The sequence below is a fragment of the Kribbella sp. NPDC050470 genome, assembly GCF_044458365.1.
Taxonomy (GTDB): Bacteria; Actinomycetota; Actinomycetes; order Propionibacteriales; family Kribbellaceae; genus Kribbella.
On the sequence record NZ_JBITHV010000001.1, the window covers coordinates 665,992 to 691,941 of the forward strand.

A 25,950-nucleotide genomic window follows, 5' to 3' on the forward strand; every position below is an offset into this window, starting at 1 on the left:
ATGTTCGCCGCCGTCGTGATCGCCGCGAAAGACCTTCGCCAGCGCTTCCGGGACCGGTCCGCCCTGATCCTGGGGTTCGTGGCCCCGGTGCTGGTGGCGGCCCTGATGAGCTTCGCCTTCTCCTCCGTGGAGTCCTTTCACGCCGACGTCGCGCTGGCTGACAACGACCGGGGCCCGATTGCCACGGCTCTGCGCTCGGCGCTGACCAGTCCCGAGCTCTCCGACATCCTGACGATCCGGGAAGCACCCGATGAGGGGACGGCCCGCAGGATGGTGGACAACGGTGACGTCGGCGCCGGCCTGGTCGTGCCGGCGGGCTTCAGTGCCGCGGCTGTCGGGGACGAGCCGATCGGCCTGCTTGTGCTGGCGAATCCGGACGAGCCGCTGCAGGCGCAGGTAGCCCAGGCAATCGCCGATGCGTACGTCGCGCAGCTCAACGCCGACCGGCTTGCAGTGCACACCGCGCTCGCGGCCGGCGTACCTCGCAGCCGCGCGCCGGAGCTGGCAGCTGCAGTCGCGGGTCTCCAGCTGCCCGAGTCGGTCCAGGAGCAGCCGACGGGATACCGGCAGCTGACGACCGCGAGTTACTACGCGCCCGCAATGGGGATCATGTTCGTCCTGTTCGCGGTCGGGTTCACCGCGCGAAGCTACTTCACCGAGCAACGGACGGGAACCCTGGAACGGATCGGCGCCGCGCCGCTGGGCCGGGGCGTCGTACTGCTGGGCAAGTCCCTCGCCGCCTTCGTCTACTGCGTGGTGAGTCTGGGAACCCTCGCAGTGGTGACATCGCTGGCGTTCGACGCCCAATGGGGACCGCCGATCCCGGCCGCGACGCTGATCCTTGCGATGTCAGCGGTTCTGGTGGCGCTGACGGCGCTGGTCGTGGCCGCCGCGCGGACCGAGCGTCAGGCCGACGGGCTGGCGACGATCGTCACTTTCGTCCTGCTCCTGCTCGGCGGCAACTTCGTACTGCTCAGCCGGGCGCCCGAGGAATTGCGCAGGCTTGCCCTGCTGACGCCCAACGGCTGGGCGCTGCGCGGATTCACCGACCTCGCCACCGGCGCCCCGGCGACCAGCGCCGTACTGCCGGTGCTCGTCATCCTCGGCATGGCGGCGGTGCTCGCCGCGCTGGCCGCTCTCGTCGGACGTTGGAGGACACCATGACCGCAGCCCTGGCCGTGGCCGGCGCGTCCCTTCGCCGGATGCTCCGTGACCGCACCGCGCTGTTCTTCATCGTGGTGCTTCCGGTTCTGATCATCACGGTGATCGGGACGGTGGTGCAGAATCCAGGCGGGTTCCGGCTCGCCGTGCCGACCGGGCACCTGTCGGGTGAGCCGCTCAGCACGAGTCTGGTCGAGGAGCTGAAGTCGGTCGGCCCACTCGACACGATGACCGACGAGCCAACCGCTCGTACGGCGCTGCGCCGCGCCGAGCTCGATGCGATCGTGCTGATCCCGGCCGACCTCGATGCCCGCCTGCTGAGCGGGGAGGAGGTGGCGATCCCGGTGCTGGCCGGCGGCGCCGAGTCGACGCAGGCCGCAGTACGGTCGGCAGTCGCCGCGGCGGTGGCCCGGCACGCCGAGCGGATCCAGGCAGCGGCCTTCGCCGCCCGCGAGACGGGTACGACGACCGCCCAGCAGTTGCCTCAGGCAACGTCAGTGCAGGCCGTCACGCCGCGGATCGTGATCACGAGTGAGAACGTCGCGACCGGGAGCGACTACCTGCCGCTCGGCTTCAGCTACAGCGCGCCGACGATGCTGGTCCTGTTCGTCTTCATCAACGCGCTGGCCGGCGGTGCCTCGATCGTGCAGACGCGACAGCTCGGGATCTACCACCGGGCGCAGGCTGCGCCGATCCGGACCCGGAGCCTCGTGCTGGGGGAGACCTTGTGCTACCTGGTGTTCTCGCTGCTGCAGTCGATCCTGATCGTCGCGGTCGGTGCGTTGCTGTTCGGGGTGAGCTGGGGCGACCCGCTGGCGGCCGTCGTACTGATCGGGATGTGGGCGCTGGTCGGGACGGGAGCGGGCATGCTCAGCGGAGCGCTCTTCAAGACCCCGGAGCAGGCGGGCGCGATCGGGCCCGTCATCGGGATCGCGTTCGCCATGCTGGGCGGATGCATGTGGCCGCTCGAGATCGTCCCGAACGCGGTCCGGGCGCTCGGCCACGTGACCCCGCACGCCTGGGCGGTGGACGCCTGGATCACCGTCCTGTCCCGGGACGGCGGCATCAGGGAGATCGCCACCGAGCTCGTCGTCCTCGCCGGCTTCGCCTTCGCCATGCTCGCCCTGGCGTCGGTCGTCCACCAACGCCGCCTGACGAGTTGAGCGTGAGCTGCTCGACGACGTCTGCGGGCCTTTCAGCGATTGCGGGCTTGGGCGATGGTTGCGCCGATCGAGGTCACGAGGTCCGCACGGACCGACGCCTTGGTCAGCCGCAGCAGGTCGTCGTGGTCGTAGCCCTGCAGCCGTAGCCTCCGGGCGGTGGACAAGACGAGGCGCATCACGTCGTGGGGTGCGACCGCACCCGCGTACTCCACTGCCAGTTGCTCGGCGAGGTGGCGCAGTCGTGCTCGGGTCATCGAAACCTCGAGCGGACTCACAACTGTATTCACGCATCGATGGAACATCCGGCCTTCGGACCCGGGTAGGGCCTAAAGTCCCGGTGACACGTCACGCGTCGCACTTCCCATTCTGCTTGGCGCGCTTGGGGCGCGGGATGGAGATGATCGTCCAGACGACGGTGAAGAGCACGACGAGCGTGACTCGGACGGTCTCGGACAGGTCGCTCGTCCACACCGCGGTGGCCAGCACCCAGGGGAAGCCGACCAGCCAGACCCCGAGCTCCAAGACGAGTGGCAGGTCGCGGATCCAGGTCTCGACGTCGTCCAGCCGGTCCGCCCCGAGGAACAGGTAGAACGCCATCCACAGACCGACCATCAAGAGCAGCCAGAGCTTCGAGCCGGTCATGGTGGTCCGGTGTTCGGCAGTGTCGGGCGATGCCGTCACTTGGTTGGACATGATGCCTCCCAGCAGCTGGCGAGAAGCGGCAGATGCCGCCACGGTCGCCTTCAGCGTCGGTCGGCCGGGATCAGCGCACACGGGCCGTACGTCCCGAAGTGGGCGGGTCCCGTCAGGCGGAGAGGACCCGGAGGTCCTTTCCGATCACGCCGTCGACGCCGAGGCGGCGGGCGTCGGCGAGGTCGTCGGCGGTGTCCACCGGCCAGGTGAAGACCACTTCGGCGTGCCGTCGTAGCTCGGTGACCAGGTCCGGCGTCAGGAGGCGCCGGTGGACACAGACGCCGTACGCCGGCCTGACACGCAACCGGGATCGCAACCGGCGCAGGCCGCGACGGCTCCCGGCCGACAGGACCGCTCGCACGTTGGCGAGGTCGCGGAAGGCGGCAAGCATCCACCAGTGCTGTGTGCACACGGTGACCGGAACGTCCGCCGCGACCTCGGCGAGGACGGTCGCGAGACGGGCGGCGAGACGGGGATGAATGCCCTTGAGGTCCAGCATCAGCCGGGGATCGCCGTCGGCCGCGGCCAGCACCTCGCGGATCTCCAGCAGCGGCGCCTTCCGTCGTACGAACTCACCGTGGTCCCACAGCCACCATGGACCGAAGGTCTTGTGGTGCCGCACCTCCAGGCGGCCGCGGTACGCGTGGATGTCCGCCTCGACCAGATCGGCGCCGAGGTCGAGGGCGGAGCGGAGGGTGTCCAGGTCGTTGCCCGCGCGGTGCGCGATCGCAAGTGTCACGACGTACCCGGCCGGGGTTCGGTGAACCAGCCGCGCCAGCGCAGGAAGAGGCAGCTTCCGCCCACGAGGAGCGCGGGAACCCAGTACAGCAAGGCGGTCAGCGCGACTGCGCCGAACGCCGCGGTCCACGAGACTCCGATCGACGCCAGGCCGGCGACCAGGGCGCCCTCGCGTGGGCTCGCCCCGTGCACGCCCGGCAGCACCCCGGCGAGCTGGCTGGCTCCGAAGATCGCGACCAGCTGGACTGCTGACACCGTCCCGCCCACGGCGTGGATGGCTCCGACCAGGAGGCCGAGGATCGTGGCCTGGTAACCGATCGACAGCAGGACACCGACCGCGAACACCCTCGGCGACGGCCACGGCCAGCGACCGGCCAGGCCGGGGCGCCGGCGGCGCACGATGATCGCGGCGACGAGCACGAGGGCCGCGGCGCCGAGGGCGATCGCCAGGACCAGCGGGGGGAGCGTCACCCCGGTGACGACCACGGCGGCGACCAGCCCGACCGCTCCGACGAACCTGTCCAGGGCGACCTCGGCAACGGCCGAGGTCCGCCGGAGGCCGATCTTCTCCAGGCGGTGGACACGCCAGAGGTCGGCGCCCGCGTGCCAGGGCGAGATCAGGCCGAGAACCTCACTCTCCGCGTACGCGCGCAGATGCCAGCGCCGCGATTGCCCGCCCGTCGACAGGGCGTGCCAGCGCAACGGGCACAGCACGTACTTGCCGATCGCGAACGGCAGCAGGCCGGCGATCGCGGGCAGCACCGACGTGTGCGGAACGCGATCGACGTTCCACAGCGAGAAACCGACCGCGGCCACAAGGGCAGTGATCCGAAATGCACGATGTTTGACGATTGTGTGCGCGACGCGCGCGATGTGCCCTGGGAGTGGGTGCACGTGGGGTCCTTCCAACACAGCGAACGGCGCCGGCACCGGGGGCTGCGCCGATCCACCGCTCGCCTCGACGGTAGCCGCCGTACGCAATTCGCGCATCTCGGCGTTCGTCCTACGGACCTTGGTCCCGGTCGTCAGGGGACATCGACCGCTGGCCAAATCCGGCTCTCCGGGCCCACGCTGGACGAACGAGGGGGTACCGGGATGGCCGTCGAAAGCCGAGCGTCATACGTCCGCGTCGCCCGCCGGACACAGCAGCTCGCCGCCGAGGTGGCGTTGATCACGACCGCGATCGTGCTGTACTTCGTCGTCCGTGGGCTGATCCACACCCGGATCGATGCCGCCTTCCGGAACGCCGAGTACGTCGTGGAGCTGGAGCGTCTCGGGGGGTTCTTCGTCGAGCCCGAGCTGCAGGCTGCCATCGCCGGGCACGGCTGGCTGGTCGACGCGGTGAGCTACTTCTACATCTACGGGCACTGGCCGGTGGTGGTGGTCACGGTGCTGTGGCTGCTGATTCGGCATCGCGACGCGTACCGGACGTTCCGCAACGCGATCCTGATCTCCGGGGGGATCGGGCTGGTGATCTTCGCCACCTTCCCGGTCGCGCCGCCGCGGTTCCTGCCGTCGTACGGCTTCGTCGACACGGTCACCGAGCAGACTTCGGCTTACCGGGTGCTGCAGCCGCCGGCCTTCGTGAACCAGTACGCCGCCGTGCCGAGCCTGCACTTCGGGTGGAATCTGCTGATGGGGATCGCGATCGCCGCTCTGGCCGGCAGCTGGGTCATGCGCTTGTTCGGCTGGCTGATGCCGCTGGCCATGCTCGCCTCGATCGTTCTGACTGCGAACCACTACGTCTTCGACGGCCTCGCCGGCGGTGTCATCGCCCTACTGGGCCTGTTGATCGCATCCCGCCGTAGCAAGGGCTTGAGGGCCACTGCGGAAGGTCGAAGGTCCACTCGTTCCGATGCGTAGGCCCCTGCTGCGCCGACAGGCGTTGCGGTGTTGTGGAGATGGAGAAGGAACGGCGCCTCCGCAGCGCCGCCCGACTCCCGGAGACCGGTCCGGCCGGGCGCGCCCGGCCGAGCCGGTTCGCAACGAGGGAGAGGAAGCACCGTGATGAGGCGTGTGGTGATCCTGGGAGCCGGCACCGCCGGTACGACGATCGCCAACAGGCTCCGGCGGCGGTTGGCATTCGACGAGTGGCAGATCACAGTGATCGACCGCGACGGCGAGCACCTGTACCAGCCGGGCCTGTTGTTCATCCCGTTCGGCCGGGACACGGCCGCCGAGGTGCTGCGACCGCGCCGGAGCCTGTTGCCGAAGGGCGTCCAGCTGCTGACCGCGGAGATCGCGGCAGTGGATCCGGAGCGCAAGGTTGTCCAGCTGGGTGACGGGGGAGCGGTGGCGTACGACTATCTGGTCATCGCGACCGGAACCAGTCCCCGCCCGGATCAGACACCCGGGATGCTCGGGCCCGAGTGGCGCAAGAGCATCCACGACTTCTACACCTACGAGGGTGCGCTCGCACTCCGTGAGGCCCTGGACGCCTTCCCGGGCGGGCGCCTGGTGGTTCACGTCGTCGATCAGCCGATCAAGTGCCCGGTCGCGCCCCTGGAGTTCACCTTCCTGGCCGAGTCCTACTTCCGTGCCAATGCCATGCGCGATCAGGTCGAGCTCGTCTACGTCACGCCGCTCGACGCGGCGTTCACCAAGCCGATCGCGGCGCAGTACCTCGGTCGGCTGCTGACCGAGCGGAAGATCGGCGTCGAGACCGACTTCCTGGTCGAGCGCATCGACGCCGAACGCAAGACGCTGGTCAGCTACGACGAGCGCGAGATCGGCTACGACCTGCTGGTCACCGTGCCGCTGAACATGGGCGCCGCCTTCGTCGGCGCTTCCGGGCTGGGTGACGAGCTGAACTACGTGCCGGTCGACAAGCACACCCTCCAGTCGCTCGCCCATCCGGACATCTTCGCCGTTGGCGACGCCAACGACCTGCCGACCTCCAAGGCCGGCTCGGTGGCGCACTTCTCGAGCGAGATCTTCGTGGCGAACTTCTGCCAGTACGTCGAGGGGTGTGCGATGACCCACCATTTCGACGGCCACGCGAACTGCTTCGTCGAGACCGGCGACGGCAAGGGACTGCTGATCGACTTCAACTACGACACCGAGCCGCTGCCCGGCCGCTTCCCGCTCGGCCGCGTCGGCCCGTTGGCGCTGCTGCGGGAGACACGGGCGAACCACTGGGCCAAGGTCGCGTTCCGCTCGATCTACTGGCACCTGCTCGTGCGCGGCCGCCCGCTGCCGGTGCCGGCCCGGATGTCCATGAGCGGCAAACACCGACCGGACGAGGAGGTCCGACCATGACCGTCGTCAGCGTTGGCGACACCCGCATCCACGTCGACTCGGAGGGTTTCCTCACCGAGTACGGCGAGTGGACCGAGGAGCTCGCCGGGCAACTGGCAGCCAACATCGGCATCGAGCTCACCGACGAGCACTGGCAGGCGATCCGCTTCCTGCGCGCGGACTACCCGGCCCACGGGGAGACCGCGACCCTGCGGCGGGTCTCGACCCTGGCCGGCATCCCGATCAAACGGCTCTTCGCCCTGTTCCCCAGCAAGCCGGCCAAGAAGATGGCCTACATCGCCGGCCTGCCGAAGCCTCGTGGCTGCGTGTGAGAGGAGCACCGTCATGACCACTGCCGAGACCGCGCCGCTGTTCGTCCCGGACTTCGGTGACGAGCTGACCGAAGGGCGCAAGCTGGCGATCATCTGCTCGAAGGGCAACCTGGACATGGCCTACCCGGGCCTGATCCTGGCGAACGCCGCCCTCGGGGAGGGGGTGGAGACGCACCTGTTCTTCACCTTCTGGGGGTTCGACATGATCACCAAGTCGCGGATGCACGACCTCAAGTTCACGATGCTCGGCAACACCGCGACGCACCTGCCGCAGGGCCTCGGAGGCCTGCCGGGGATGACCGCGATGGCCACCCACCAGATGAAGAAGCAGATCCACGAGGCCGGCGTCCCCGACGTACCGGAGTTCCTCGAGCAGATCGTCGCCTCCGGCGGTCACCTGTGGGCCTGCCGGATGTCCGCCGACATGATGCACCTGGACGAGTCCGACCTGTACGACGACGTCGAAGGCATCATCAGCGCCGCCGACTTCATCGAGAAGACCGAGGGAGCCCAACTCCTGTTCATCTGAGGCCGGGCATGTCAGCGGGCCAGGTAGCCGCCGTCGATGTACAGCTCGAGGCCGGTGACGAACGAGGCGTCGTCGCCGGCGAGGTACGCCACCCCGGCCGCGACCTCGTCCGTGCGGCCGAGCCGGCCCATCGGCGTGAGCTGGGTCATCACGTCCCAGAACGGCGTGTCCCGCGCCGCGTCCAGGATCGGGGTGTCGATGAAGCCGGGATGGATGGAGTTCACCCGGACACCTTCGGTCGCCCAGTGCAGCGCGGCGTTCTTGGTCAGCGTGCGCACCGCGCCCTTCGCCGCGTGGTACGCCGGTGAGGTGCCGAAGCCGCCGCTGGTGCCGAAGATCGAGCTGATGTTGATCACCGACCCGTGCCCGGAGGCTTTCAGGTACGGCGCAGCCGTGCGCATGCCGAGGAAGACGCCGGTCTGGTCGACGTCGATCGTGTGCTGCCAGTCCTTGAGCGTGGTCTCCTCGATGGTCGCCAGATCGCCCATGCCGGCGTTGTTCACCAGAATGTCGATACCGCCGAGCTCCTCGGCGGCCAGACTGCACACCGACTCCCAGTCCACTTCGCTCGCGACGTCGTGCCTGGCGAAGAGCGCACGCGCGCCGGAGTCCCGAAGCGCCTCGGCCACTGCTTCACCGGCGTCCACCGCGATGTCCGTCAGCAGTACTGCGGCGCCTTCGGCGGCGAGCCGCCAAGCGGTCGCCTTGCCGATTCCACTGGCCGCGCCGGTGATCAGCGCAACCCGACCGTCAAGCCTGCCCATGATGTGCTCCTTCGGATGCGTGCCGGATGGTCGTCATGAAACTCTCTTGGAGGCCGCGGTCACCGGCAGCCCGGCCGCGGAGGACAGGAGGGTGCGGAGGCGGCTGACGAAGCGGGCGGTGGGGGCGCCGTCGACGATGTCGTGGTCGACGCTGACGGTGAGCTGCAACCACTCGCGGTCGACCAGGTGGCCCTGGCACAGGACGGGGCGGCGGGTGATGCCGCCGATGACGATGCTGAGCGTGTGCAGCTGGAAGGCGATGCCCCAGCCGCCGCCCGCGCCGAACATACCGACGGCCGTGACGCCCACCGTCCCGGCGAGCGCCCGTTGCCGATGCGGGAAGCGATGCAGTGATCCCAGCAGGCCGGTCCGGACGAAACCGGGCAGCAGCAGGTAGGCGCGCACCCAGGGTGCCTTGCCCACGGACGGGCTGAGGTGTGGATCCGCTTTGACCGCGTGAATCTCGTTCTGCAGGTCCCGTACGTCGCGCGCACCGGCGTCGCGGAGGACGTGGGTGAACGCGAACGGGCTGCCGTCCACGTCGACCTCGATCGGCAGGCCGATGTCGACCTGGTCGAAGATCACCTCGCGACCACGCAGATCGCGATACGCCTGGACAGTCGGGTCAGCGGCGACCGCGCGAGCGACACACGAGATGACGAACGCCGTGAACGACAGGTCCTCACCGGTCACGGCCTCGTGCGACCGCAGGGCTGACCGGGCCGTGGTGACGTCGACCTCGAACAGGCCGTGTACGGCGTGGCGTCGTCGAGCCGCGCGTCCGGCGTCGATCACGAGATGCCGAACCCAGGGCCTGCGGACGACCTTCGAGTCCTGGTGCCGCATGTCCACCTCCACTGCCGATCTGATTCGAGCATCGGCACCGAGGACGCTCGCTGCACCGGCCGACCGGTCCATGTCCGCCGGGACTTTCGGCTCTACGAGCCGCCGCCTGAGCGGGGTTTGCTCGACGGACAACCAGAACCGAGAAAGGCATGCCATGAAAGCAGCAGTCGTGACCGACTTCGAGGCACCGCTGGAGATCCAGGAGCTTCCCGTCCCCGAGCCCGGCGCCGGCGAGGTGCTGGTGCGGATGGAGACCAGCGGGCTCTGCCACACCGACATCCACGCGGCCCACGGTGACTGGCCAGTGAAGCCGACTCCGCCGTTCGTCCCGGGCCACGAAGGCATCGGCGTGGTGACCAAGCTGGGCGCCGGGGTGACCGAGCGCGCGGTCGGAGAGCGGGTCGCGATCGCGTGGCTCGGCTACGCCTGCGGGAAGTGCCGGTACTGCATCGGCGGCTGGGAGACGTTGTGCCTGGAGCAGCACAACTCCGGCTACTCGGTCAACGGGAGCTTCGCCGAGTACGCCGTCGTGTCGGCAGCGTTCGCGACACCCGTGCCCGACGGGGTGTCCTCGCGGGACGCTGCGCCGCTGACGTGTGCCGGTGTGACGACGTACAAGGCGATCCGGGTCGCCGGTGTCGCACCGGCCGAGACGGTCGCGATCTTCGGGGTCGGCGGCCTCGGGCACCTGGCGCTGCAGTACGCGCGGATCGCGGGCGGGATCACCATCGGCGTCGACATCGAGGACTCGAAGCTGGAGATGGCGACCGAACTCGGCGCCGACCACGTCGTGAACGCGGCGACGACCGATCCGGTCGAGGCGATACAGGCACTCGGTGGGGCCGACGTCGCGGTCGCGCTGGCGGCGAATCCGCAGTCGTTCGACCAGGCGTTTCGTTCGCTGCGCCGCGGGGGCCGCCTGGTCTGCGTGGCGCTGCCCGCCGACGACGGCGCCCTGAACCTGCCGATCTTCGACACGGTCCTGAGTGGCAAGAGCGTGATCGGCTCGATCGTCGGCACCCGCAACGACCTCGCCGACGTCTTCGCGCTGCACGCCGCCGGGCGGACCCGGGTCATCGCGGTCGACCGCAAGCTCGACGAGGTCAACCAGTCGATGACCGACGTCCTGTCCGGCGCGGTTCCGGCCCGAGTCGTCTTCCAGTTCTGACCAGAGTCGTGGTGTGGTGGTAAGAGGCGGTGAGTCCGATGATCGAGCTGTCGGCGGGGGATCGGGGTGCGATGCTGCGGGCGGCGGTGGCTGCTCCTTCGATGCACAACACGCAGCCCTGGCGGTTCCGGTTCCACGGCGGGGAGGTCGAGGTGTACCGGGACCGGTCGCGGGAGCTGCCGGCCGAGGACCCGGACCGGCGGATGTTGTTCCTGTCGCTGGGTGCGGCGATCTTCAACCTGCGCGTCGAGGCGGCGGCCCGGGGGTACGGTTCCCGGGTCCGTCACCTGATGGACCAGCGGCGGCCGGATCTGGTCGCGGTCGTGGAACTCAGTGCCGAGCACAGCGACCGGCTCGAGCTGCTGGCGCCGTACGTGGTCCATCGGCGGTCCAACCGGGAGCCGTTCAGCGCCGAGCGGCTGCCGGGCCAGCTGCGGGCCGAGCTCGGCCTGAGCGCCCGGATCGAGGGCGCCGAGCTGCAGTGGATCGACAAGCCGGGCCGCCGGTGGTGGTTGCGCCTGGCAATCAATGACGCGGCCGCCGCCGACGACGAGGACGAAGCGCGGACGGCAGAGCGGCGCCTGTGGGTCGGTGGTGAGCGGGATGCCGACGGGGTTCCGTCGAGTGCGCTCGGTCCACGGGTCGCCGGCGGGAACGCGGTGGTGCGCGAGCTGGGCGCGACGGAGGCGGACTTGGCCCGCCCGGTGGCCGACTTCGAGCCTGAGCCGCAGCTTGCGGTGCTGGTGACCCGGCGCGACGGACCGATCGAATGGTTGCGCGCCGGACAGGCACTGGAGCGAGTGCTCCTCGAGGCGACCGCTCGGGGAGTGGCGACATCGCTGCTGAACCAGGCGATCGAGCACGAGGAGCTGCGCACGCAGGTCACCGATCCACTCGGGCCCTGGCTGCGCCCGCAGGCGGTCATTCGCTTCGGGTACGGGCCGAGAGTGCCGCCGACGCCGCGGCGTCCGCTCGCCGACATCGTCGTACCGGACGACCCGGCCGCTGGAGACGGGACGGGTGGGCCCGAGCAGTAGGACCTTCGACCCTGACCTGCACCGGCGCGTCGCGGGAGTCTGGAGCTACAGGGGATGAGACCGGCTCGCCGGAATCGGACCGAGAACAGGTGACCACAGCGTCACAAGATTCGCCGTCATCAAGACGGTTCCGGCCCGGCGAGCCGGTCCCTGCATCGTCGAGCCGGAAGCCAGGGGGATTCCATGAGCACCGTGAAGAGGCGTTCGGGGGAGCGGTGGGTGCTCATGCAGGCACGCCGGCTGGGGTTCGGCCGGAACCCGCTGCGACGCCCCGCGGACAGGATCGAAACGGCTGTGCTGTGGTGCGCGCTGATTGCCGCGCTGCTGATGGTGCCGGTCGGAGCGGCCGTCGGTACGGCGTACCGGAACTCCAGCAATGCCGCCGCAGACGCGCAGCGGGCGCTGCTGCACGAGGTCAAGGCACGGACTCTGGAGGGCACCGAACGCTACGCGCCGTCCGCACCCGGCGACACGCTCTCGATGGTGCGGATCGGGTACGTCGACCAGCAGGGCGTCGAGCGCGAGGCGGTCACGACCGTCGTGATCGGGACGAAGGCCGGTGACGAGGTGCCGGTGTGGCTCGACCGGAACGGCAACGTCGTCCGCGCGCCGCGTACCGGTGTGGACACTGCCGCGGTCGGCAGCGTGATCGGCATGCTCACCATCGCCGGCTCCTGGCTGGCGCTGTGGGCGCTGGTTCGGCTGGCCCGGATCCCACTGGACCGCCGCCGGGCGCGCGACTGGGCGAGCGAGTGGAAGTCGGTCGCTCCGCGCTGGATGCGCTAGCCGACCGAAGCCGGCCCGAGGCCGGACCGGCTCCTGGTGTGCGTTTTCACCGGTGGCGGGCGATGCGGTCCATCGCGGCTCGTACGTCGGTCTCGGTCGGTTGCGGCGAGAACACGTCCCAGGCGTGGAAGGCCACGCCGATGCCCCAGCCGAAGATCGGGAAAGCCGGCCAGAAGAACTCCGCGCCGGTCAGGAACCAGATGACCACCAGGAAGGTGTTCACCGTCAGGTAGGCGAGGACATGGCCGGTGAACTCCCGGCGCTTGCGAAGATCCTCCACTGCCTGCTCGCGCAACGACTCCTCGGTCTGGATCGGACCCAGTGGTTGCTCGTCCATGACTGCCTCCTTCTTCGTCACTTCCACCGTCGTACGGCGGTCTGCGGTGCCCCAGAGCCGTCGGTCCCGTCCTTCACCTGCCCAGAGCGGGACCTTCGGCTCTCCTGGCCCCGCTGTCCCGGACAGACGCTGGCGGTGACAGAGGAGGTCTGTGATGACCATGACGACGTACCCCGTCAGAGTGGACGGGGCCCTCGACGACCGGCTGAATCGCTGGTTGTGGCTGGTGAAATGGGTGCTGGTGATCCCGCACCTGTTCGTTCTCGCGTTTCTGTGGATCGCGTTCGCGGTGCTCAGCTTCGTGGCGTTCTTCGCGATCCTGTTCACCGGGCGCTACCCGCGCTCGATCTTCGACTTCAACGTCGGGGTACTGCGATGGACGTGGCGGGTGCAGTTCTACGCGTACGGCGCACTCGGCACCGACAAGTATCCGCCGTTCACGCTGGACGACGTGCCGTCGTACCCGGCGCACCTGGAGGTGGAGTACCCGCAGCACCTGTCGCGCGGCCTGGTGCTGGTGAAGTGGTGGCTGCTCGCGATCCCGCACTACATCGTGCTCGCCTTCTTCATCGGCGGCGGCGCGTGGTTCGCGACCCAGGACAACTCCTGGGAGTGGGGCTCCGGCCTGGTCGGACTGCTGGTGCTGATCGCAGCGGTGGTACTGCTGTTCACCGGACGCTACCCGCGGTCGATCTTCGACCTGGTGCTCGGCATGGACCGGTGGGCCCTGCGGGTCGCGGCGTACGCCGGGCTGATGGTCGACAAGTACCCGCCGTTCCGGCTCGACATGGGCGGTGACGACCCTGGGACGACCAGGCTCGAGCAGCGGTCGCTGCAGCCCTCGCCTTCAGCGGCCCTGCCACCGCCGCCGTCGCGCGAGCCCACGCTGCGGATGTCAGCTGGACGGACGATCACCCTGGTGCTGGGCATCGTCGCGACGCTGGCGTCGGTCGTCGGCCTGGCCGTCGGCGGCGGGCTCGCTTGGCTCGATCTCGGCATGCGCGACTCCGCCGGTTATGTCACCACGGACAAGGTGACGCTGGAGACCTCCGGCTACGCCGTGGCGAGTGAGGAGCTGACGATCCACGCCGACGGTGCGACCTTGCCGCGCAAGCTGTTCGGCGACGCCCGGGTCCGGGTGCTGGCCGACGACGGCGCCCCGGTCTTCGTCGGCATCGCCAGCAGTGCCGACGTGCGGGCGTACCTGGCCGGCGTCGCGTACACCACGGTGACCTCGGCCCGCCCGTACAGCACGACGTACGACGACCACGCGGGAGGCGCGCCGTCGACGCCGCCGACCGAGGTGGCGATCTGGCGGACGCAGGCGGCCGGATCCGGTGAGCAGACCATCACCTGGCCGGTCGAGAACGGTGACTGGATGCTCGTCGTGATGACGCCGGACGTCGCCGCGAACTTCGCCGTACAGGCCGACTTCGGCGCGACCGCACCTGCGCTGACCGGGGCGTGGATCGCGGTGCTGGCCACCTCAGGCGGGTTCCTCCTGCTCGGCACGCTCGCCGTCGTCCTCGCGGTCGTACGGCGGCCCGAGCCGGGACCTTCGACCCTGGAGCCGGCGTCGACCGGCCGGTCGAATGAAAGGGAGGACATCCACTGACCGGAGGGCCGATCATGAGCGTACGTGTGGGGATCAACGGATTCGGGCGCATCGGAAGGGACTACCTGCGCTGCGTGCTGGACCGGGGATCGAGCGGCATCGAGGTGGTCGCGATCAACGACATCGCGGCACCGGCGACACTCGCGCACCTGCTGCGCTACGACTCGACGTACGGCCCGCTGAAGGAGGAAGTCGGTCACTCCGACGACACGATCACGGTCGGCGGCCGCACCCTGCGTGCGACCGCCGAACGTGATCCCGCCCAGCTCGACTGGGCTGCTGTCGGCGCGGACATCGTGATCGAGTCGACCGGCAGGTTCCGCACCCGCGAGGCGGCCGGCGCGCATCTCACCGCGGGCGCCCGCAAGGTGATCCTGTCCGTGCCGGGCAAGGACGTCGACGCGACCGTCGTGCTCGGTGTCAACGAGGACGACTACGACCCGGCCGTGCACCAGGTGATCTCGAACGCCTCGTGCACGACGAACTGCGTGGCGCCGATGGTGTCCGTGCTGCACCGGGCGTTCGGCATCGAGCGCGGGCTGATGACGACGATCCACAGCTACACCAACGACCAGGTGCTGCTCGACTCGCCGCACAAGGATCTGCGCCGCGGACGTTCCGGGGCAGCGAACCTGATCCCGACCAGCACGGGCGCCGCCCGGGCGGTCGGCCTGGTCATCCCCGAACTCGCGGGGAAGATCGACGGCGTGGCGGTGCGGGTCCCGGTCGAGGACGGCTCGCTGACCGATCTCTCGGTCGAACTGTCCGGAACCGTGACCGTCGAACAGGTCAACCAGGCCTTCGCCGACGCGGCTGCCGGTCCGCTGAAGGGCATCCTGCGCTACACGACCGACCCGATCGTGTCCCGCGACATCGTCGGCGACCCGGCGTCCTGCATCTTCGACGCACCGCTGACGCAGGTCCAGGACCACCTGGTGAAGGTCTTCGGCTGGTACGACAACGAGTGGGGCTACACGAGCCGCCTGGTCGACCTGACCGAGCTCGTGGCCCGCTCACTCTGACAGGAGAGTGACATGAACGGCGAGTGGGTCGTCCGGCCCCAGGACGACGGCGGAACCGACCCGGCACAGGTCGGCGCGAAGAGTGCCGAGCTGGCTGAGCTGTCCCGCAAAGGCATCCGCGTGCCGGCAGGCTTCGTGGTCACGGCGGACGCCTACCGGGAGTTCGTCCGCGCGGCCCGCCTGGGCCCGGTGATCGCGGCTGAGCTGCGCAGGTACCGGGCCGGCCGTGACGTGGTCGCAGTCGCCGCCGCGATCCGCACCGCCTTCCGCGAAGCCTCGTTGCCGCCGGCATTGGTCGACGAGATCCTCGCGGCGTACCAGGAGCTCGGCGGCGACGGCACCGAGGTCGCGGTTCGTTGCAGTCCGGTCACCCGGTACGACAACGAGCGCGAGGAGGTCTTCCTCCGGCTCCGCAGCGGAGCGGACGTCGTCGCGGCGTGCCGGCGTTGTTTCGCCGCGCTCTTCAGCTTCGTGGCCGTCGGCAACCGTGAGCTCCGCGGCCCCGATCACCTGGCCGCCGCGATGCCGGTCGTCGTACAGGAGTGGGTCCGGTCCGACCTCGGCGCCTCCGGAACGGCCCGCGGTGAGAGCACGTTCGTCCGCGTCAGCGCCGTCTCGGGGCCGGACGGCGATCCGGACCGGTACTCGGTGCACCCGGGTGCTCGCCCGATGATCACCAGGCACCTGATCACCAGGCATCGCGGCGGCGTGTCGCGAGTGGTGCTCACCGACGACGAGCTCCAGGAACTGGCCTGCTGGTCGGGCCTGGTCGACAAGCACTTCAAACGCCCGATGGAACTCGAGTGGGCCAAGGACGGACCTTCCGGCCGGCTCTTCCTGATCGAGGTCCGGGAGTGGTCGCTGCCGGCGGTCACGCTGCCGGGGCCGGCGCCCGCGGTCCGGGTGCACAGGCGCTGAGGGGGACGCGATGTTCGAGGTGCGGGTCCACGGCCGGGGTGGCCAGGGGGTCGTGACGACCGCGGAGTTGCTGTCGGCCGCCGCCTTCGCGGAAGGCCGGCAGGCGCAGGCGTTTCCCACCTTCGGGTCGGAGCGGACCGGAGCGCCGGTGGTCGGCTTCTGCCGGTTCGACGACCTGCCGATCCGATCCCACGAACCGGTGGCGAACCCCGACGCGGTGATCGTTCAGGACGCGAGTCTGGTGCACCAGGTCGATGTCTTCGGTGGGTTGCGGGACGACGGCTACGTGCTCGTGAACACCTCCCGGTCACTGTCCGAGCTCGGGCTCGACGCCTTCGCCGGGCGGTTCCGGCCGGAGCGGGTGACGGCGGTTCCCGCCACCGAACTGGCCTTGACACATCTGGGGCGCCCGCTGCCGGGAGCCGTGCTGCTGGGCGCGTTCGCGGCGCTCACCGGCCGGCTCCGGCTGGAGTCCGTGGTCGCGGCGATCCGGGAGCGGTTCGCCGGGCCGATTGCCGCCGGCAACGTTGCCGCGGTCGAGGAGGCGTACACCCGGGTCATCCGGCAACTGGAGGGGGCTGATCGTGCTCAAGCAGGTTGAGGGTTCCCGCGCGGTGGCGGAGGCGGTCGCGCGAAGCCGGCCCGAAGTGATCTGTGCCTATCCGATCTCGCCGCAGACACACATCGTCGAAGCACTCAGCGCGTTGGTGGCGTCGGGCGAGCTGACGCCGTGCGAGTTCGTCAACGTGGAGTCGGAGTTCGCAGCGATGTCGGTCGCCATCGGCGCGTCCGCGGCCGGCGCCCGCGCCTACACCGCGACCGCCAGCCAGGGCCTGCTGTACATGGCCGAGGCACTTTACAACGCCTCCGGACTCGGCTTGCCGATCGTCATGACGGTCGCCAACCGCGCGATCGGCGCCCCGATCAACATCTGGAACGACCACAGCGACTCGATGTCGCAGCGAGACTCGGGCTGGCTGCAGCTGTACGCCGAGAGCAACCAGGAAGCCGCCGACCTGCACGTCCAGGCGTTGCGGATCGCCGAGGAGCTCTCGCTGCCGGTGATGGTCTGCATGGACGGATTCGTGCTCACCCACGCGGTCGAAGGCGTGGATCTGCCGGGTGAGGACCAGGTGGACGCGTTCCTGGAGCCCTACGTCCCCCGCCAGGTGCTCGATCCCGGTGATCCGATGACGATCGGCGCGATGGTCGGGCCGGAGGCCTTCACCGAAGTACGCTACCTGGCGCACCAGCGGCACCTGCAGGCCCTCGAGGTGATTCCGGAGGTGGCGGCGGACTTCACCGCAGCCTTCGGACGCGACTCCGGCGGGCTGATCCGGCCGTACCGGTGTGGCGACGCGGACACCGTCGTCGTCGCGCTCGGCTCGGTGCTGGGCACGATCAAGGACACCGTCGACGAGTTGCGCGACGAAGGCGTCGACATCGGCGTCGTCGGCGTCACCACCTTCCGGCCCTTCCCGACCGAAGCGCTGCGTACGGCGTTGCGCGGTGTGCGACGGGTCGTCGTACTGGAACGGGCGCTCGCCGTCGGCATCGGCGGGATCGTGACCGCCGACGTCCGGGCTGCCTGGTCCGGTGAGCCGTTCACCGTCATCGCCGGTCTGGGTGGCCGGCCGGTGACCAAGAAGTCGCTGCGGGCGCTGTTCGCCGACGCCGTCGCCGACCGGCTGGAACCCCTGACCTTCCTCGATCTGAAGCATGACGTCGTCGAGCGCGAGCTACGGCGGACGGGCTGAAAGGAGTCTGGCCATGCCGGCAGAACGCGTGAAGTTCTACCAGACCGGGAGTTTCGCGGTGGGCAACCGGCTGCTCGATCCCGGGCAGCGATCGATCCAGGCGGACAGCGGGCGGACGAACTCGCTGAACTCGGGCCACCGCGCCTGCCAGGGCTGCGGTGAGGCGCTCGGTGCCCGCTACGTGCTCGACACCGTGATGCGTGCTACCGGCAACCAGTTGGTGGCGGTGAACTCGACCGGCTGCCTGGAGGTGTTCTCCACGCCGTACCCGGAGTCCTCCTGGCGGGTTCCGTGGCTGCACTCGCTGTTCGGCAACGCGCCCGCGGTCGCGACCGGAGTCGCGGCGGCCCTGAAGGTGAAGGGCCGCAGCGAGGTCCGCGTGCTGGGTCAGGGAGGAGACGGCGGCACGGTCGACATCGGGCTCGCCTGTCTGTCGGGGATGTTCGAGCGCAACGACGACGTCCTGTTCGTCTGCTACGACAACGGCGGCTACATGAACACCGGCGTCCAGCGGTCCGGAGCGACGCCGCACGGAGCGGTCACCACGACCACACCGGCGGGAAGCTCCTTCGGACAGGGCAAGAGCGTGCCGTTGATCGCGATGGCCCACCGGATCCCGTACGTCGCCACCGCGACCGTCGCGGACCTGCGGGACCTGGAGTACAAGGCCCGCCGGGCGATGGAGTTCCACGGCGCCCGGTACCTGCACGTCCTGGTGCCGTGTCCGCTCGGCTGGCGCTTCGGCTCGGCGGAGACGATCCGGATGGCCAGGCTGGCCACCGAGACCGGAATCTTCCCGGTGTTCGAGGCCGTCGACGGCGAGGTGACCGACGTGACCAGGATCCGCCGGCTTCGCCCGGTGGCGGACTACCTGCGGCCGCAGGGCCGCTTCGGCCACCTGTACGGCGACCGCCCACGGGAGGACCTGATCACCCGGATCCAGGCGGAGGCGGACCGCAACATCCGCACCTTCGGCCTGACCGGACCCGACGAGGTGAGTTAGATGCCTGAGGCAAACAAGCACGAACCGCGGCCGTTCGCGATCACGCTCGACGTCGGATCGAGCCTGGCGAACAAGACCGGCTCGTGGCGCACCGAGCGCCCGGTGTACCTGGACCGGATGCCGCCGTGCAACGACGCGTGTCCGGCCGGCGAGAACGTCCAGCAGTGGCTGTCCGACGCCGAGGAGGGCAACTACGAGGCGGCCTGGCGGCAGATCATGGCCGACAACCCGTTCCCGGCGATCATGGGCCGGGTCTGCTACCGGCCGTGTGAGACCGCGTGCAACCGGGCCGCGCTCGACCAGCCGGTCGGGATCAACTCCGTCGAGCGCTTCCTGGGTGACGAGGCGATCCGGCAGGGCTGGTCGGTCACGGTCGACGCGCCGCCCACCGGCAAGCGGGTGCTGGTCGTCGGCGCCGGCCCTTCCGGGCTGTCCGCCGCCTACCACCTGAGCCGGCTCGGTCACGAGGTGACCGTGCGGGACGACTCCGCGGAGGCCGGCGGCATGATGCGGTACGGCATCCCGTCGTACCGGCTGCCCAGGGACGTGGTGGACGCCGAGGTCCGGCGCGTCGTCGATCTCGGCGTGCGGCTCGAGCTCAGCACCCCGGTGACCGACCTCGCGTCGGCGCTCGCGGACTTCGACGCCGTCTTCCTGGCGGTCGGCGCGCACATCGGCCGGCGGGCCGACATCCCGGCCGGTGACTCGGCGCGGATCGTCGACGCGGTGTCCCTGCTCGCCGGGCTGGAGAACGGCGAGGAGCCGCTGCTCGGCCGCCGGGTCGCCGTGTACGGCGGTGGGAACACCGCGATGGACGTGGCCCGCACCGCGCGCCGGCTCGGCGCGACCGATGCCGTGGTCGTCTACCGGCGGACCCGGGACCGGATGCCGGCGCACGAGATCGAGGTGCAGGAGGCGCTCGAGGAGGGCGTCCGGATGCGGTGGCTGTCGACGATCGCCTACGCCGACGCCGACCGGGTGCTGATCGAGAAGATGCGGCTGGACGACACCGGCTTCCCGCAGCCGACCGGCGAGTTCGACGAACTGGACGTGGACTCCGTGGTGCTCGCACTCGGTCAGCAGGCCGACCTCGCGCTGGTTCGGGACCTGCCCGACGTCCGGGTCACTGACGGCGTCGTCGAGGTCGACCAGCGGATGATGACCGGCCGCGCCGCCCTGTTCGCCGGCGGCGACCTGGTGCCGGGCGAGCGGACCGTCACCGTGGCCGTCGGCCATGGCAAGCAGGCCGCCCGGAACATCGACGCCTGGCTGCGCGGAACGACGTACCAGCACGCGGACCGGCCCGGGCTCGCGACGTACGACCGGCTGAACACCTGGTACTACGCGGACGCCCCGGCCACCGTCCGGCCGCAGCTCGAGGTCGCCCGGCGGATCACCACGTTCGACGAGGTGACCGGTGGACTGACCGCGGAGACGGCGTTGTTCGAGGCCCGTCGCTGCATGTCGTGCGGGAACTGCCTGGAGTGCGACAACTGCTTCGGCGTCTGCCCGGACAACGCGGTCATCAAGCTCGGCCCCGGCAAGGGCTACGAGATCGATCTCGACTTCTGCAAGGGCTGCGGGCTGTGCGCGGCCGAGTGCCCGAGCGGCGCCATCTCGATGGTCCGTGAAAGCTACTGAGACACCGAAGAAGGAGACTGCCATGGACCAGCCGAGGATCGCTTGGCTGAAGGACGAGGCCGGCACCGATCTGGCCAGTGTCGGCGGCAAGAACGCCTCGCTCGGCGTGATGCTGCGTGAGCTCGGGGCCGAGGGCATCAACGTCCCCGACGGCTTCGCGAGCGGCCCGGCTAGTCAGGTTCTACCAGGAGGTGATCTTCATGCAGACACGGCCGGCGTTGAGTGAGCTCGGTCTGAGCAGTGGCAAGAAGACGAGGTTGCGGCGGATCCTGTTCGATCACGGCCTCCGCAACGGCACGGCGTTCTTCCTGCCGTACGACCAGGGCCTGGAGCACGGCCCGCGGGACTTCTTCGCGAACCCGCAGGCCTCCGACCCGGCCTACATCGCCAAGCTCGCGATCGCGGGGCAGTTCAACGGCATCGCGATCCAGATCGGCCTGGCCGAGAAGTTCTACTGGGACTACGCGGGCGAGATTCCGCTGATCCTGAAGCTGAACGGCAAGACCGACATCCCGTCCGACGAGGCGGCGCTCTCACCGGTGCACGCGAGTGTCGAGGACGCGGTCCGGCTGGGCGCGGACGCGGTCGGCTACACGCTGTACGTCGGATCGCCGGCCCAGGAGACGGACTTCGCGCAGTACCGGAAGATCCGCGCCGATGCCGAACGGTTCGGCATGCCGCTGGTCGTCTGGGCGTACCCGCGCGGCGCCGCGATCGAGGCGAAGGGCGGCAAGGACTCGTTCTACGCGGTCGACTACGCGGCCCGGGTCGCCAGCGAGCTGGGCGCCGACGTGGTGAAGGTGAACTTCCCGCACCCGGAGAAGCGCGACAACGTCAAGCCGCAGTACCGCGAGGTGTTCACCTCGCAGCACGCCATCGACGCGGTCGTCCGCTCGGCCAACCGCACGCTGGTGCTGGTGTCCGGCGGCGAGAAGGCCGGTGACGAGGCGATGCTGCGCAAGGCCGAGCAGGCGATGGACGCCGGCGGCCTCGGCCTGATCTTCGGCCGCAACGTCTGGCAGCGCGGGTACGACGAGTCGCTGCGGTTCGTCGACTCGCTGCAGAAGATCCTCTCCCAGCACCCGAGCAAGTGAAGGGCACGAGAGTGGCTGGTCACGATCGTGCGAAGAAGTGAGGAGCGACGATGAAGCACTATCTGACGGTCGCGGACGTGATGACGACCGACGTCGTCACCGTGGCCGGAGAGGACACCGTCGGCATCGTGACGCGGTCGGATCTGCTCAAGGCGTTCCTGTCCCCGGACGGTTGTCCGTGACGTCGACGGTGTCGTCGGTGTGCGCAACAAGCTCACGTGGGCCTTCGACGACACTGCTCCCGCTCCGGGCACCACGGGCTTGCACCGCAAGAGCGTCAGCGGCCGTGCGCCGAGGAGATGTCGCGGCCGTCGAGGGCGGGAAGCGCGATCGCCACCAGGACGGCTGAGCCGGCGACCAGCCAGAGGTAGCCGGTCTGGAAGCCGGCGCCGAGAGGACCGCCCTCGAAGGCTTGGTGGATGGGGGAGTACGGCTGCCAGGACTCGAACCGCGGCACCATCAGCCCGGCGGCGTAGATCACGTACGCGGCGGTGGCCGCTGCGGCCGCGACGGCGATCGCCACGGCCCGGCGGCCGGTGAGTGCGCCGGCGGCGAGGGCGAGTACGCCGTACTCAGTGCCGAGCAAGGTCAGCGCGAGCGCTCCGCTGGCGGCGGCGGACACGCTGATGCCGAGTCCGAAGATCAGACTGCCGAGGATGGTGGCGGCCAGCAGCGCGGAACCGAGCACGGCGAGCGACGCGGCCAGTGCGAGAGCCTTGTCGACCACGATCCGTGCTCCTGAGACAGGGGTGACGAGCAGGAGTTCGAGGGTGCCCTGCTCCTCTTCGCCGGCGATCGCGCGGGCGCCGTGCCCGATGCCGTAGACGAGGAAGAGTCCGGGCAGGAGCAGCGTGAACAGCTCGGCGTTGAGGAAGCCTGTTCCGGTGTTCATCGCTTCCAGGTCGAAGAACGCGCGGAGCTCCTCCGGGAAGGACCGGTACAGCTCGGTCAGGTTCGGCATGTCCCGCACCGACGGCCAGAGTGCGCACTCGAGCAGCACGAGCAGCCCGATCGCGATCGACCAGCCGAGCAGCCCGCGGCGGGCGTCGCGCAGCGACTTCAGGAAGACGGTGCGGAACATGGCGTTCACCCTTCGCCGGAATAGTAGTCGAGGAAGGCCGCCTCCAGGTCGGTCTCGTGACTGACCACATTGGTGACGTCGTACGGCGCGACGGCCTTGATCAGCGTCGCCGTCGATCCAGTGATCGAGAGGTGCGCGACGCGGCCGTCCACGGTGAGTTCCCGGACGCCTGGCACGCAGCGGATCCGCTCCAGCGGCGGTACGTCGGCGAACGTGAGATCGAGCCGGCGCCGGGCACGGTCCTTGAGATCCTGGACGGACTGGACCGTCACCAGACGGCCCGCCCGCAGGATGGCGACCGTGTCGGCGACCGCCTCCACCTCGGAGAGCACATGCGAGGAGAGGAAGACGGTCCGTCCGGCGTCCCGGGTCTCGCGCAGCAGCTCGCGGAACTCGCGCTGCATGATCGGGTCGAGGCCGGTGGTCGGTTCGTCCAGGATCAGCAGGTCGGGGTCGTGCATGAAGGCCTGGACGATGCCGACCTTCTGCCGGTTGCCGCGGGACAGTGCGCCGATCCGGACGCCGAGGTCCAGGTCGAACCGCTTGGCCAGCAGATCGATCCGCTCCGTCGGCACGCCGCCGTACAGGTGGGCGAAGTAGGTCAGGTACTGCGCCCCAGTGAGGCCGGGGTAGGCGACGAAGTCACCGGGCAGGTACCCGATCCGGCGCTGCAGGGCGTCGTACTGGTCGGCCGCGTCGAACCCGAAGACCATCGCCGATCCCGACGTCGGGCGGATCAGCCCGGCGAGCAGCCGGATCGTCGTGGTCTTGCCGGCGCCGTTCGGGCCGAGATACCCCGAGGACGACACCGGCCGGGACGTCGAGGTCCAGGTCGTCGAGAGCCGTCCGGCGGCCGAACCGCTTGGTCAGCCGGCGCGTCCTGACGACGATGTTGTCCATGGCAACGATCCTTCAGGGATGGTGGACGACGGCGATCGGGCAGCGGGAGTGGTACAGGACGCCGCGGGACACCGGGCCCATTCCCAGCTCGGAGAACGAGGTCTCGCCGAGGCCGCCGACCACGACCAGATCGGCGCGCTCGGACTCCTGGGCGAGGGCGCGGACCGGATGCTCGGCCACCCCTCGCTGGTCGACGACGACGCCCGGGTACTTGGTCCGCCACCCGTCGAGGCTGCGAGTCAGCAGTTGGTCCGCAACAGCCGCCCACGGCCGGCCGCCGACGTCTGCCGGGAACTCGGCCGCGTGCACGCCGCGCACCTCGGCATCGGTGGCGTCCGCGAGTTCGAAGGCGAAGCGGACCGCGTCCTGGCCCTCCAGCGACCCGTCGACACCGACGACGATCCGCCGGTGCGGGGGAGCGGTCGCATCCCACATGGCCGGTACGACGATCAGCGGTACGTCGGTGTTCGGCGCCGTACAGACCTGCGACGTCGAGCCGAGCACGAGCTCCGCGAAGCCGCCCAGGCCACGGCGAGCCACGACAAGCGCCCGCGCGTGTCCGGCCTGCTCCGGCAGAACCTTGGCCGGATGACCGTGGCAGACCTCGAGCGAGGCGTCTCGGAAGCCGATCCGTTCGAGCTCCCGGGCAGCATCGATCAGTACCTCGGTGCCGTCGTCCGGCCCGGGCAGCGGTGCGACCGCCGGGAGGTCGTGGTCGTCGTCCAGCACGTAAACCGCGTGCAGGGGCGCGTGGTGCAGGGTTGCGAAGCGCGCTGCCCAGGTGAGGGCGAGCAGGCCGTCTTGTGATCCGTCGATCCCGACCAGGACCGGGCTCTGCGCTGACATCGTGACACCTTCCGGGGCTCGCGGTTCTGCACTTCCAGTCAAGCTCCGCGGGCCGGGCGCGGGGAGGGCGGAAGGTCCCGGGCTGCGGGTTCCGAAGGTCCCACCGGCTGGGGTGGTTCGGCCGCAGCCACGACCGGGTCCGGACAGCCATCGTCGAGAGTGGAACGTTTCGCCGAGGGAGGTCTGCGATGAAGGCATTGGTCTACAACGGTCCGGGGCAACGGAGTTGGCACGAGGTGCCGGATCCGGTGATCCAGGACCCCGAGGACGCGATCGTCCGCGTCGACGCGGTCACCATCTGCGGCACCGATCTGCACATTCTCAAGGGCGACGTGCCGACCGTGCAGAAGGGCCGCATCCTGGGGCACGAGGCGGTCGGCACGATCACGGCGACCGGCTCCGGCGTTCGCGGCGTGGCGGTGGGCGACCGGGTGCTGATCTCCTGCATCACGTCGTGCGGCCGCTGCGAGTACTGCCGGCAGGGGCACTACGGGCAGTGCCTGGGCGGCGGCGGATGGATCCTCGGTCACCTGATCGACGGGGTCCAGGCCGAGCAGGTCCGGGTGCCGTTCGCCGACCGGTCGGTGCACAAGCTGCCGGACAACGTCTCCGACGAGGAGGCGGTGCTGCTGGCCGACATCCTGCCGACGTCGTACGAGGTCGGTGTGCTGAACGGCCGGGTCTCGCCGGGCGACACGGTGGTCATCGTGGGCGCCGGGCCGATCGGGCTGGCCGCGATCGCCACTGCGAAGCTGTTCAGCCCGGCGCGGATCATCGTCGTCGACGCCGCCGAGTCGCGGCGCAAGGCGGCTCTGGACCGCGGCGCCGATCTCGCCCTCGGCCCGGACGAGAACGTCGAGGAGACGGTGCGCGAGCTGACCGGCGGTCTGGGCGCGGAGGTCGCGATCGAGGCGGTCGGCATCCCGGCCACGTTCGAGCTGTGCGCCCGGGTGGTCCGTCCCGGCGGCACGGTTGCCAACGTCGGGGTGCACGGCGCGCCGGCGACGCTGCACCTGGAAGACCTGTGGATCAAGAACGTCACGATCACCACCGGCCTGGTCGACACGTCGACGACCCCGCGGCTGCTGTCGATGCTGTCGGCCGGCAAGCTGCAGCTGCCCGGCCTGATCACCCATCGGTTCGGCATCGACGAGATGCAGGACGCGTACGACGTCTTCTCCCGCCCGGCCGAGACCGGCGCGCTGAAGGTCGCCCTGTTCAGCGAGCAGGGCGTCGAGTAGGTCGATGAGATCCGCGGCCCGCACCGATCGGTGCGGGCCGC

The 25,950-nt window shown here is 69.8% G+C and carries 30 protein-coding genes; 20 read left to right on the forward strand and 10 right to left on the reverse strand.

All coding sequences use genetic code 11. The features are described 5' to 3' along the window. Complete coding sequence (locus ACIBGM_RS03070) at positions 1-1,164, forward strand: ABC transporter permease (RefSeq protein ID WP_396384293.1); 1,164 nt, start codon at positions 1-3, stop codon at positions 1,162-1,164. Continuing rightward, positions 1,161-2,324 (forward strand): ABC transporter permease, encoded by a 1,164-nt coding sequence (locus tag ACIBGM_RS03075; protein WP_360526910.1) that lies wholly within the window; start codon positions 1,161-1,163, stop codon positions 2,322-2,324. Before ACIBGM_RS03070 ends, ACIBGM_RS03075 begins: the two co-directional genes overlap by 4 nt. A gap of 32 nt (positions 2,325-2,356) precedes the next feature. Here the strand turns inward: ACIBGM_RS03075 and ACIBGM_RS03080 are convergent, their stop codons facing one another. The 4 genes from ACIBGM_RS03080 to ACIBGM_RS03095 all read right to left on the reverse strand — a co-directional run bounded on the left by ACIBGM_RS03080 (position 2,357) and on the right by ACIBGM_RS03095 (position 4,571). Further along, a complete protein-coding gene (locus tag ACIBGM_RS03080; protein WP_396384295.1) occupies positions 2,357-2,578 on the reverse strand; it encodes a hypothetical protein in 222 nt (73 codons plus the stop codon). Positions 2,579-2,669: 91 nt separating this feature from the next. Further along, complete coding sequence (locus ACIBGM_RS03085; RefSeq protein WP_360526916.1) at positions 2,670-3,017, reverse strand: hypothetical protein; 348 nt, start codon at positions 3,015-3,017, stop codon at positions 2,670-2,672. Between the two features lie 112 nt (positions 3,018-3,129). Then, on the reverse strand, positions 3,130-3,756 hold the full coding sequence (locus ACIBGM_RS03090) for a glycerophosphodiester phosphodiesterase (RefSeq protein WP_360526919.1): 627 nt from the start codon (positions 3,754-3,756) through the stop codon (positions 3,130-3,132). Then, positions 3,753-4,571, reverse strand: coding sequence for a lysylphosphatidylglycerol synthase domain-containing protein (locus ACIBGM_RS03095; protein WP_360526922.1), 819 nt, complete (start codon positions 4,569-4,571; stop codon positions 3,753-3,755). The genes ACIBGM_RS03090 and ACIBGM_RS03095 overlap by 4 nt, the downstream gene beginning before the upstream one ends. A gap of 279 nt (positions 4,572-4,850) precedes the next feature. Between ACIBGM_RS03095 and ACIBGM_RS03100 the strand changes: the two genes are divergently transcribed. The 4 genes from ACIBGM_RS03100 to ACIBGM_RS03115 all read left to right on the forward strand — a co-directional run bounded on the left by ACIBGM_RS03100 (position 4,851) and on the right by ACIBGM_RS03115 (position 7,853). Beyond that, entirely contained in the window at positions 4,851-5,618 is a 768-nt protein-coding gene (locus tag ACIBGM_RS03100) for a phosphatase PAP2 family protein (RefSeq protein ID WP_396384298.1), read from the forward strand. A gap of 144 nt (positions 5,619-5,762) precedes the next feature. Beyond that, positions 5,763-7,013, forward strand: a complete 1,251-nt coding sequence (locus tag ACIBGM_RS03105; protein ID WP_396384299.1) for an NAD(P)/FAD-dependent oxidoreductase — start codon at positions 5,763-5,765, stop codon at positions 7,011-7,013. Beyond that, the gene (locus ACIBGM_RS03110; protein ID WP_360526932.1) at positions 7,010-7,324 is read left to right on the forward strand and encodes a TusE/DsrC/DsvC family sulfur relay protein; all 315 of its coding nucleotides are present in this window, start codon (positions 7,010-7,012) and stop codon (positions 7,322-7,324) included. Before ACIBGM_RS03105 ends, ACIBGM_RS03110 begins: the two co-directional genes overlap by 4 nt. Positions 7,325-7,337: 13 nt before the next feature. Beyond that, on the forward strand, positions 7,338-7,853 hold the full coding sequence (locus tag ACIBGM_RS03115) for a DsrE/DsrF/DrsH-like family protein (RefSeq protein ID WP_360526935.1): 516 nt from the start codon (positions 7,338-7,340) through the stop codon (positions 7,851-7,853). 11 nt (positions 7,854-7,864) lie between these two features. On the opposite strand, the gene ACIBGM_RS03120 is transcribed toward ACIBGM_RS03115, so the two are convergent. Together ACIBGM_RS03120 and ACIBGM_RS03125 are read right to left on the reverse strand one after the other, a co-directional pair. After that, on the reverse strand, positions 7,865-8,617 hold the full coding sequence (locus ACIBGM_RS03120; RefSeq protein WP_396384301.1) for an SDR family NAD(P)-dependent oxidoreductase: 753 nt from the start codon (positions 8,615-8,617) through the stop codon (positions 7,865-7,867). Between the two features lie 33 nt (positions 8,618-8,650). Beyond that, complete coding sequence (locus ACIBGM_RS03125; protein WP_396384303.1) at positions 8,651-9,463, reverse strand: 2-oxo acid dehydrogenase subunit E2; 813 nt, start codon at positions 9,461-9,463, stop codon at positions 8,651-8,653. 169 nt (positions 9,464-9,632) lie between these two features. Between ACIBGM_RS03125 and ACIBGM_RS03130 the strand changes: the two genes are divergently transcribed. The 3 genes from ACIBGM_RS03130 to ACIBGM_RS03140 all read left to right on the forward strand — a co-directional run bounded on the left by ACIBGM_RS03130 (position 9,633) and on the right by ACIBGM_RS03140 (position 12,454). Continuing rightward, a complete protein-coding gene (locus ACIBGM_RS03130) occupies positions 9,633-10,631 on the forward strand; it encodes a zinc-dependent alcohol dehydrogenase (protein WP_360526944.1) in 999 nt (332 codons plus the stop codon). A 38-nt stretch (positions 10,632-10,669) separates the two neighbouring features. Next, the gene (locus tag ACIBGM_RS03135; protein ID WP_396384305.1) at positions 10,670-11,668 is read left to right on the forward strand and encodes an Acg family FMN-binding oxidoreductase; all 999 of its coding nucleotides are present in this window, start codon (positions 10,670-10,672) and stop codon (positions 11,666-11,668) included. Between the two features lie 183 nt (positions 11,669-11,851). Beyond that, on the forward strand, positions 11,852-12,454 hold the full coding sequence (locus ACIBGM_RS03140; RefSeq protein ID WP_360526950.1) for a hypothetical protein: 603 nt from the start codon (positions 11,852-11,854) through the stop codon (positions 12,452-12,454). 46 nt (positions 12,455-12,500) lie between these two features. Here the strand turns inward: ACIBGM_RS03140 and ACIBGM_RS03145 are convergent, their stop codons facing one another. Next, complete coding sequence (locus ACIBGM_RS03145; protein WP_360526953.1) at positions 12,501-12,791, reverse strand: 2TM domain-containing protein; 291 nt, start codon at positions 12,789-12,791, stop codon at positions 12,501-12,503. Positions 12,792-12,945: 154 nt separating this feature from the next. On the opposite strand from ACIBGM_RS03145, the gene ACIBGM_RS03150 reads away from it, so the two are divergent. The 10 genes from ACIBGM_RS03150 to ACIBGM_RS03195 are packed head-to-tail and all read left to right on the forward strand — an operon-like array spanning position 12,946 to position 22,023. Further along, the gene (locus ACIBGM_RS03150; RefSeq protein WP_360526956.1) at positions 12,946-14,406 is read left to right on the forward strand and encodes a DUF4389 domain-containing protein; all 1,461 of its coding nucleotides are present in this window, start codon (positions 12,946-12,948) and stop codon (positions 14,404-14,406) included. Positions 14,407-14,420: 14 nt separating this feature from the next. After that, complete coding sequence (gene gap, locus ACIBGM_RS03155) at positions 14,421-15,428, forward strand: type I glyceraldehyde-3-phosphate dehydrogenase (RefSeq protein WP_360526959.1); 1,008 nt, start codon at positions 14,421-14,423, stop codon at positions 15,426-15,428. A gap of 12 nt (positions 15,429-15,440) precedes the next feature. After that, a complete protein-coding gene (locus tag ACIBGM_RS03160) occupies positions 15,441-16,346 on the forward strand; it encodes a PEP/pyruvate-binding domain-containing protein (RefSeq protein ID WP_360526962.1) in 906 nt (301 codons plus the stop codon). A 10-nt stretch (positions 16,347-16,356) separates the two neighbouring features. Further along, the gene (locus ACIBGM_RS03165; RefSeq protein WP_396384307.1) at positions 16,357-16,947 is read left to right on the forward strand and encodes a 2-oxoacid:acceptor oxidoreductase family protein; all 591 of its coding nucleotides are present in this window, start codon (positions 16,357-16,359) and stop codon (positions 16,945-16,947) included. Continuing rightward, the gene (locus ACIBGM_RS03170) at positions 16,931-18,103 is read left to right on the forward strand and encodes a transketolase C-terminal domain-containing protein (RefSeq protein WP_396384308.1); all 1,173 of its coding nucleotides are present in this window, start codon (positions 16,931-16,933) and stop codon (positions 18,101-18,103) included. Before ACIBGM_RS03165 ends, ACIBGM_RS03170 begins: the two co-directional genes overlap by 17 nt. A 13-nt stretch (positions 18,104-18,116) precedes the next feature. Further along, positions 18,117-19,106, forward strand: coding sequence for a thiamine pyrophosphate-dependent enzyme (locus ACIBGM_RS03175; RefSeq protein ID WP_360526971.1), 990 nt, complete (start codon positions 18,117-18,119; stop codon positions 19,104-19,106). After that, a complete protein-coding gene (locus tag ACIBGM_RS03180; protein WP_360526974.1) occupies positions 19,107-20,747 on the forward strand; it encodes an NAD(P)-binding protein in 1,641 nt (546 codons plus the stop codon). It abuts the gene before it with no gap. A gap of 22 nt (positions 20,748-20,769) precedes the next feature. Then, on the forward strand, positions 20,770-20,973 hold the full coding sequence (locus ACIBGM_RS03185) for a hypothetical protein (protein WP_360526977.1): 204 nt from the start codon (positions 20,770-20,772) through the stop codon (positions 20,971-20,973). Continuing rightward, positions 20,948-21,841, forward strand: coding sequence for a class I fructose-bisphosphate aldolase (locus ACIBGM_RS03190; protein WP_396384310.1), 894 nt, complete (start codon positions 20,948-20,950; stop codon positions 21,839-21,841). Before ACIBGM_RS03185 ends, ACIBGM_RS03190 begins: the two co-directional genes overlap by 26 nt. A 50-nt stretch (positions 21,842-21,891) precedes the next feature. After that, positions 21,892-22,023 (forward strand): hypothetical protein, encoded by a 132-nt coding sequence (locus ACIBGM_RS03195; protein ID WP_360526983.1) that lies wholly within the window; start codon positions 21,892-21,894, stop codon positions 22,021-22,023. Positions 22,024-22,118: 95 nt separating this feature from the next. Here ACIBGM_RS03195 and ACIBGM_RS03200 read toward each other — a convergent pair whose 3' ends face one another. From ACIBGM_RS03200 to ACIBGM_RS03210, 3 genes are all read right to left on the reverse strand, one after another. Beyond that, the gene (locus ACIBGM_RS03200; RefSeq protein ID WP_396384312.1) at positions 22,119-22,922 is read right to left on the reverse strand and encodes an ABC transporter permease subunit; all 804 of its coding nucleotides are present in this window, start codon (positions 22,920-22,922) and stop codon (positions 22,119-22,121) included. Between the two features lie 5 nt (positions 22,923-22,927). Beyond that, positions 22,928-23,731 (reverse strand): ABC transporter ATP-binding protein, encoded by an 804-nt coding sequence (locus ACIBGM_RS03205; RefSeq protein ID WP_396384314.1) that lies wholly within the window; start codon positions 23,729-23,731, stop codon positions 22,928-22,930. 103 nt (positions 23,732-23,834) lie between these two features. Beyond that, positions 23,835-24,668, reverse strand: a complete 834-nt coding sequence (locus ACIBGM_RS03210; protein ID WP_360526992.1) for a universal stress protein — start codon at positions 24,666-24,668, stop codon at positions 23,835-23,837. Positions 24,669-24,856: 188 nt separating this feature from the next. Between ACIBGM_RS03210 and ACIBGM_RS03215 the strand changes: the two genes are divergently transcribed. Beyond that, complete coding sequence (locus tag ACIBGM_RS03215) at positions 24,857-25,909, forward strand: zinc-dependent alcohol dehydrogenase family protein (protein WP_396384316.1); 1,053 nt, start codon at positions 24,857-24,859, stop codon at positions 25,907-25,909. Positions 25,910-25,950 lie beyond the last annotated feature (41 nt).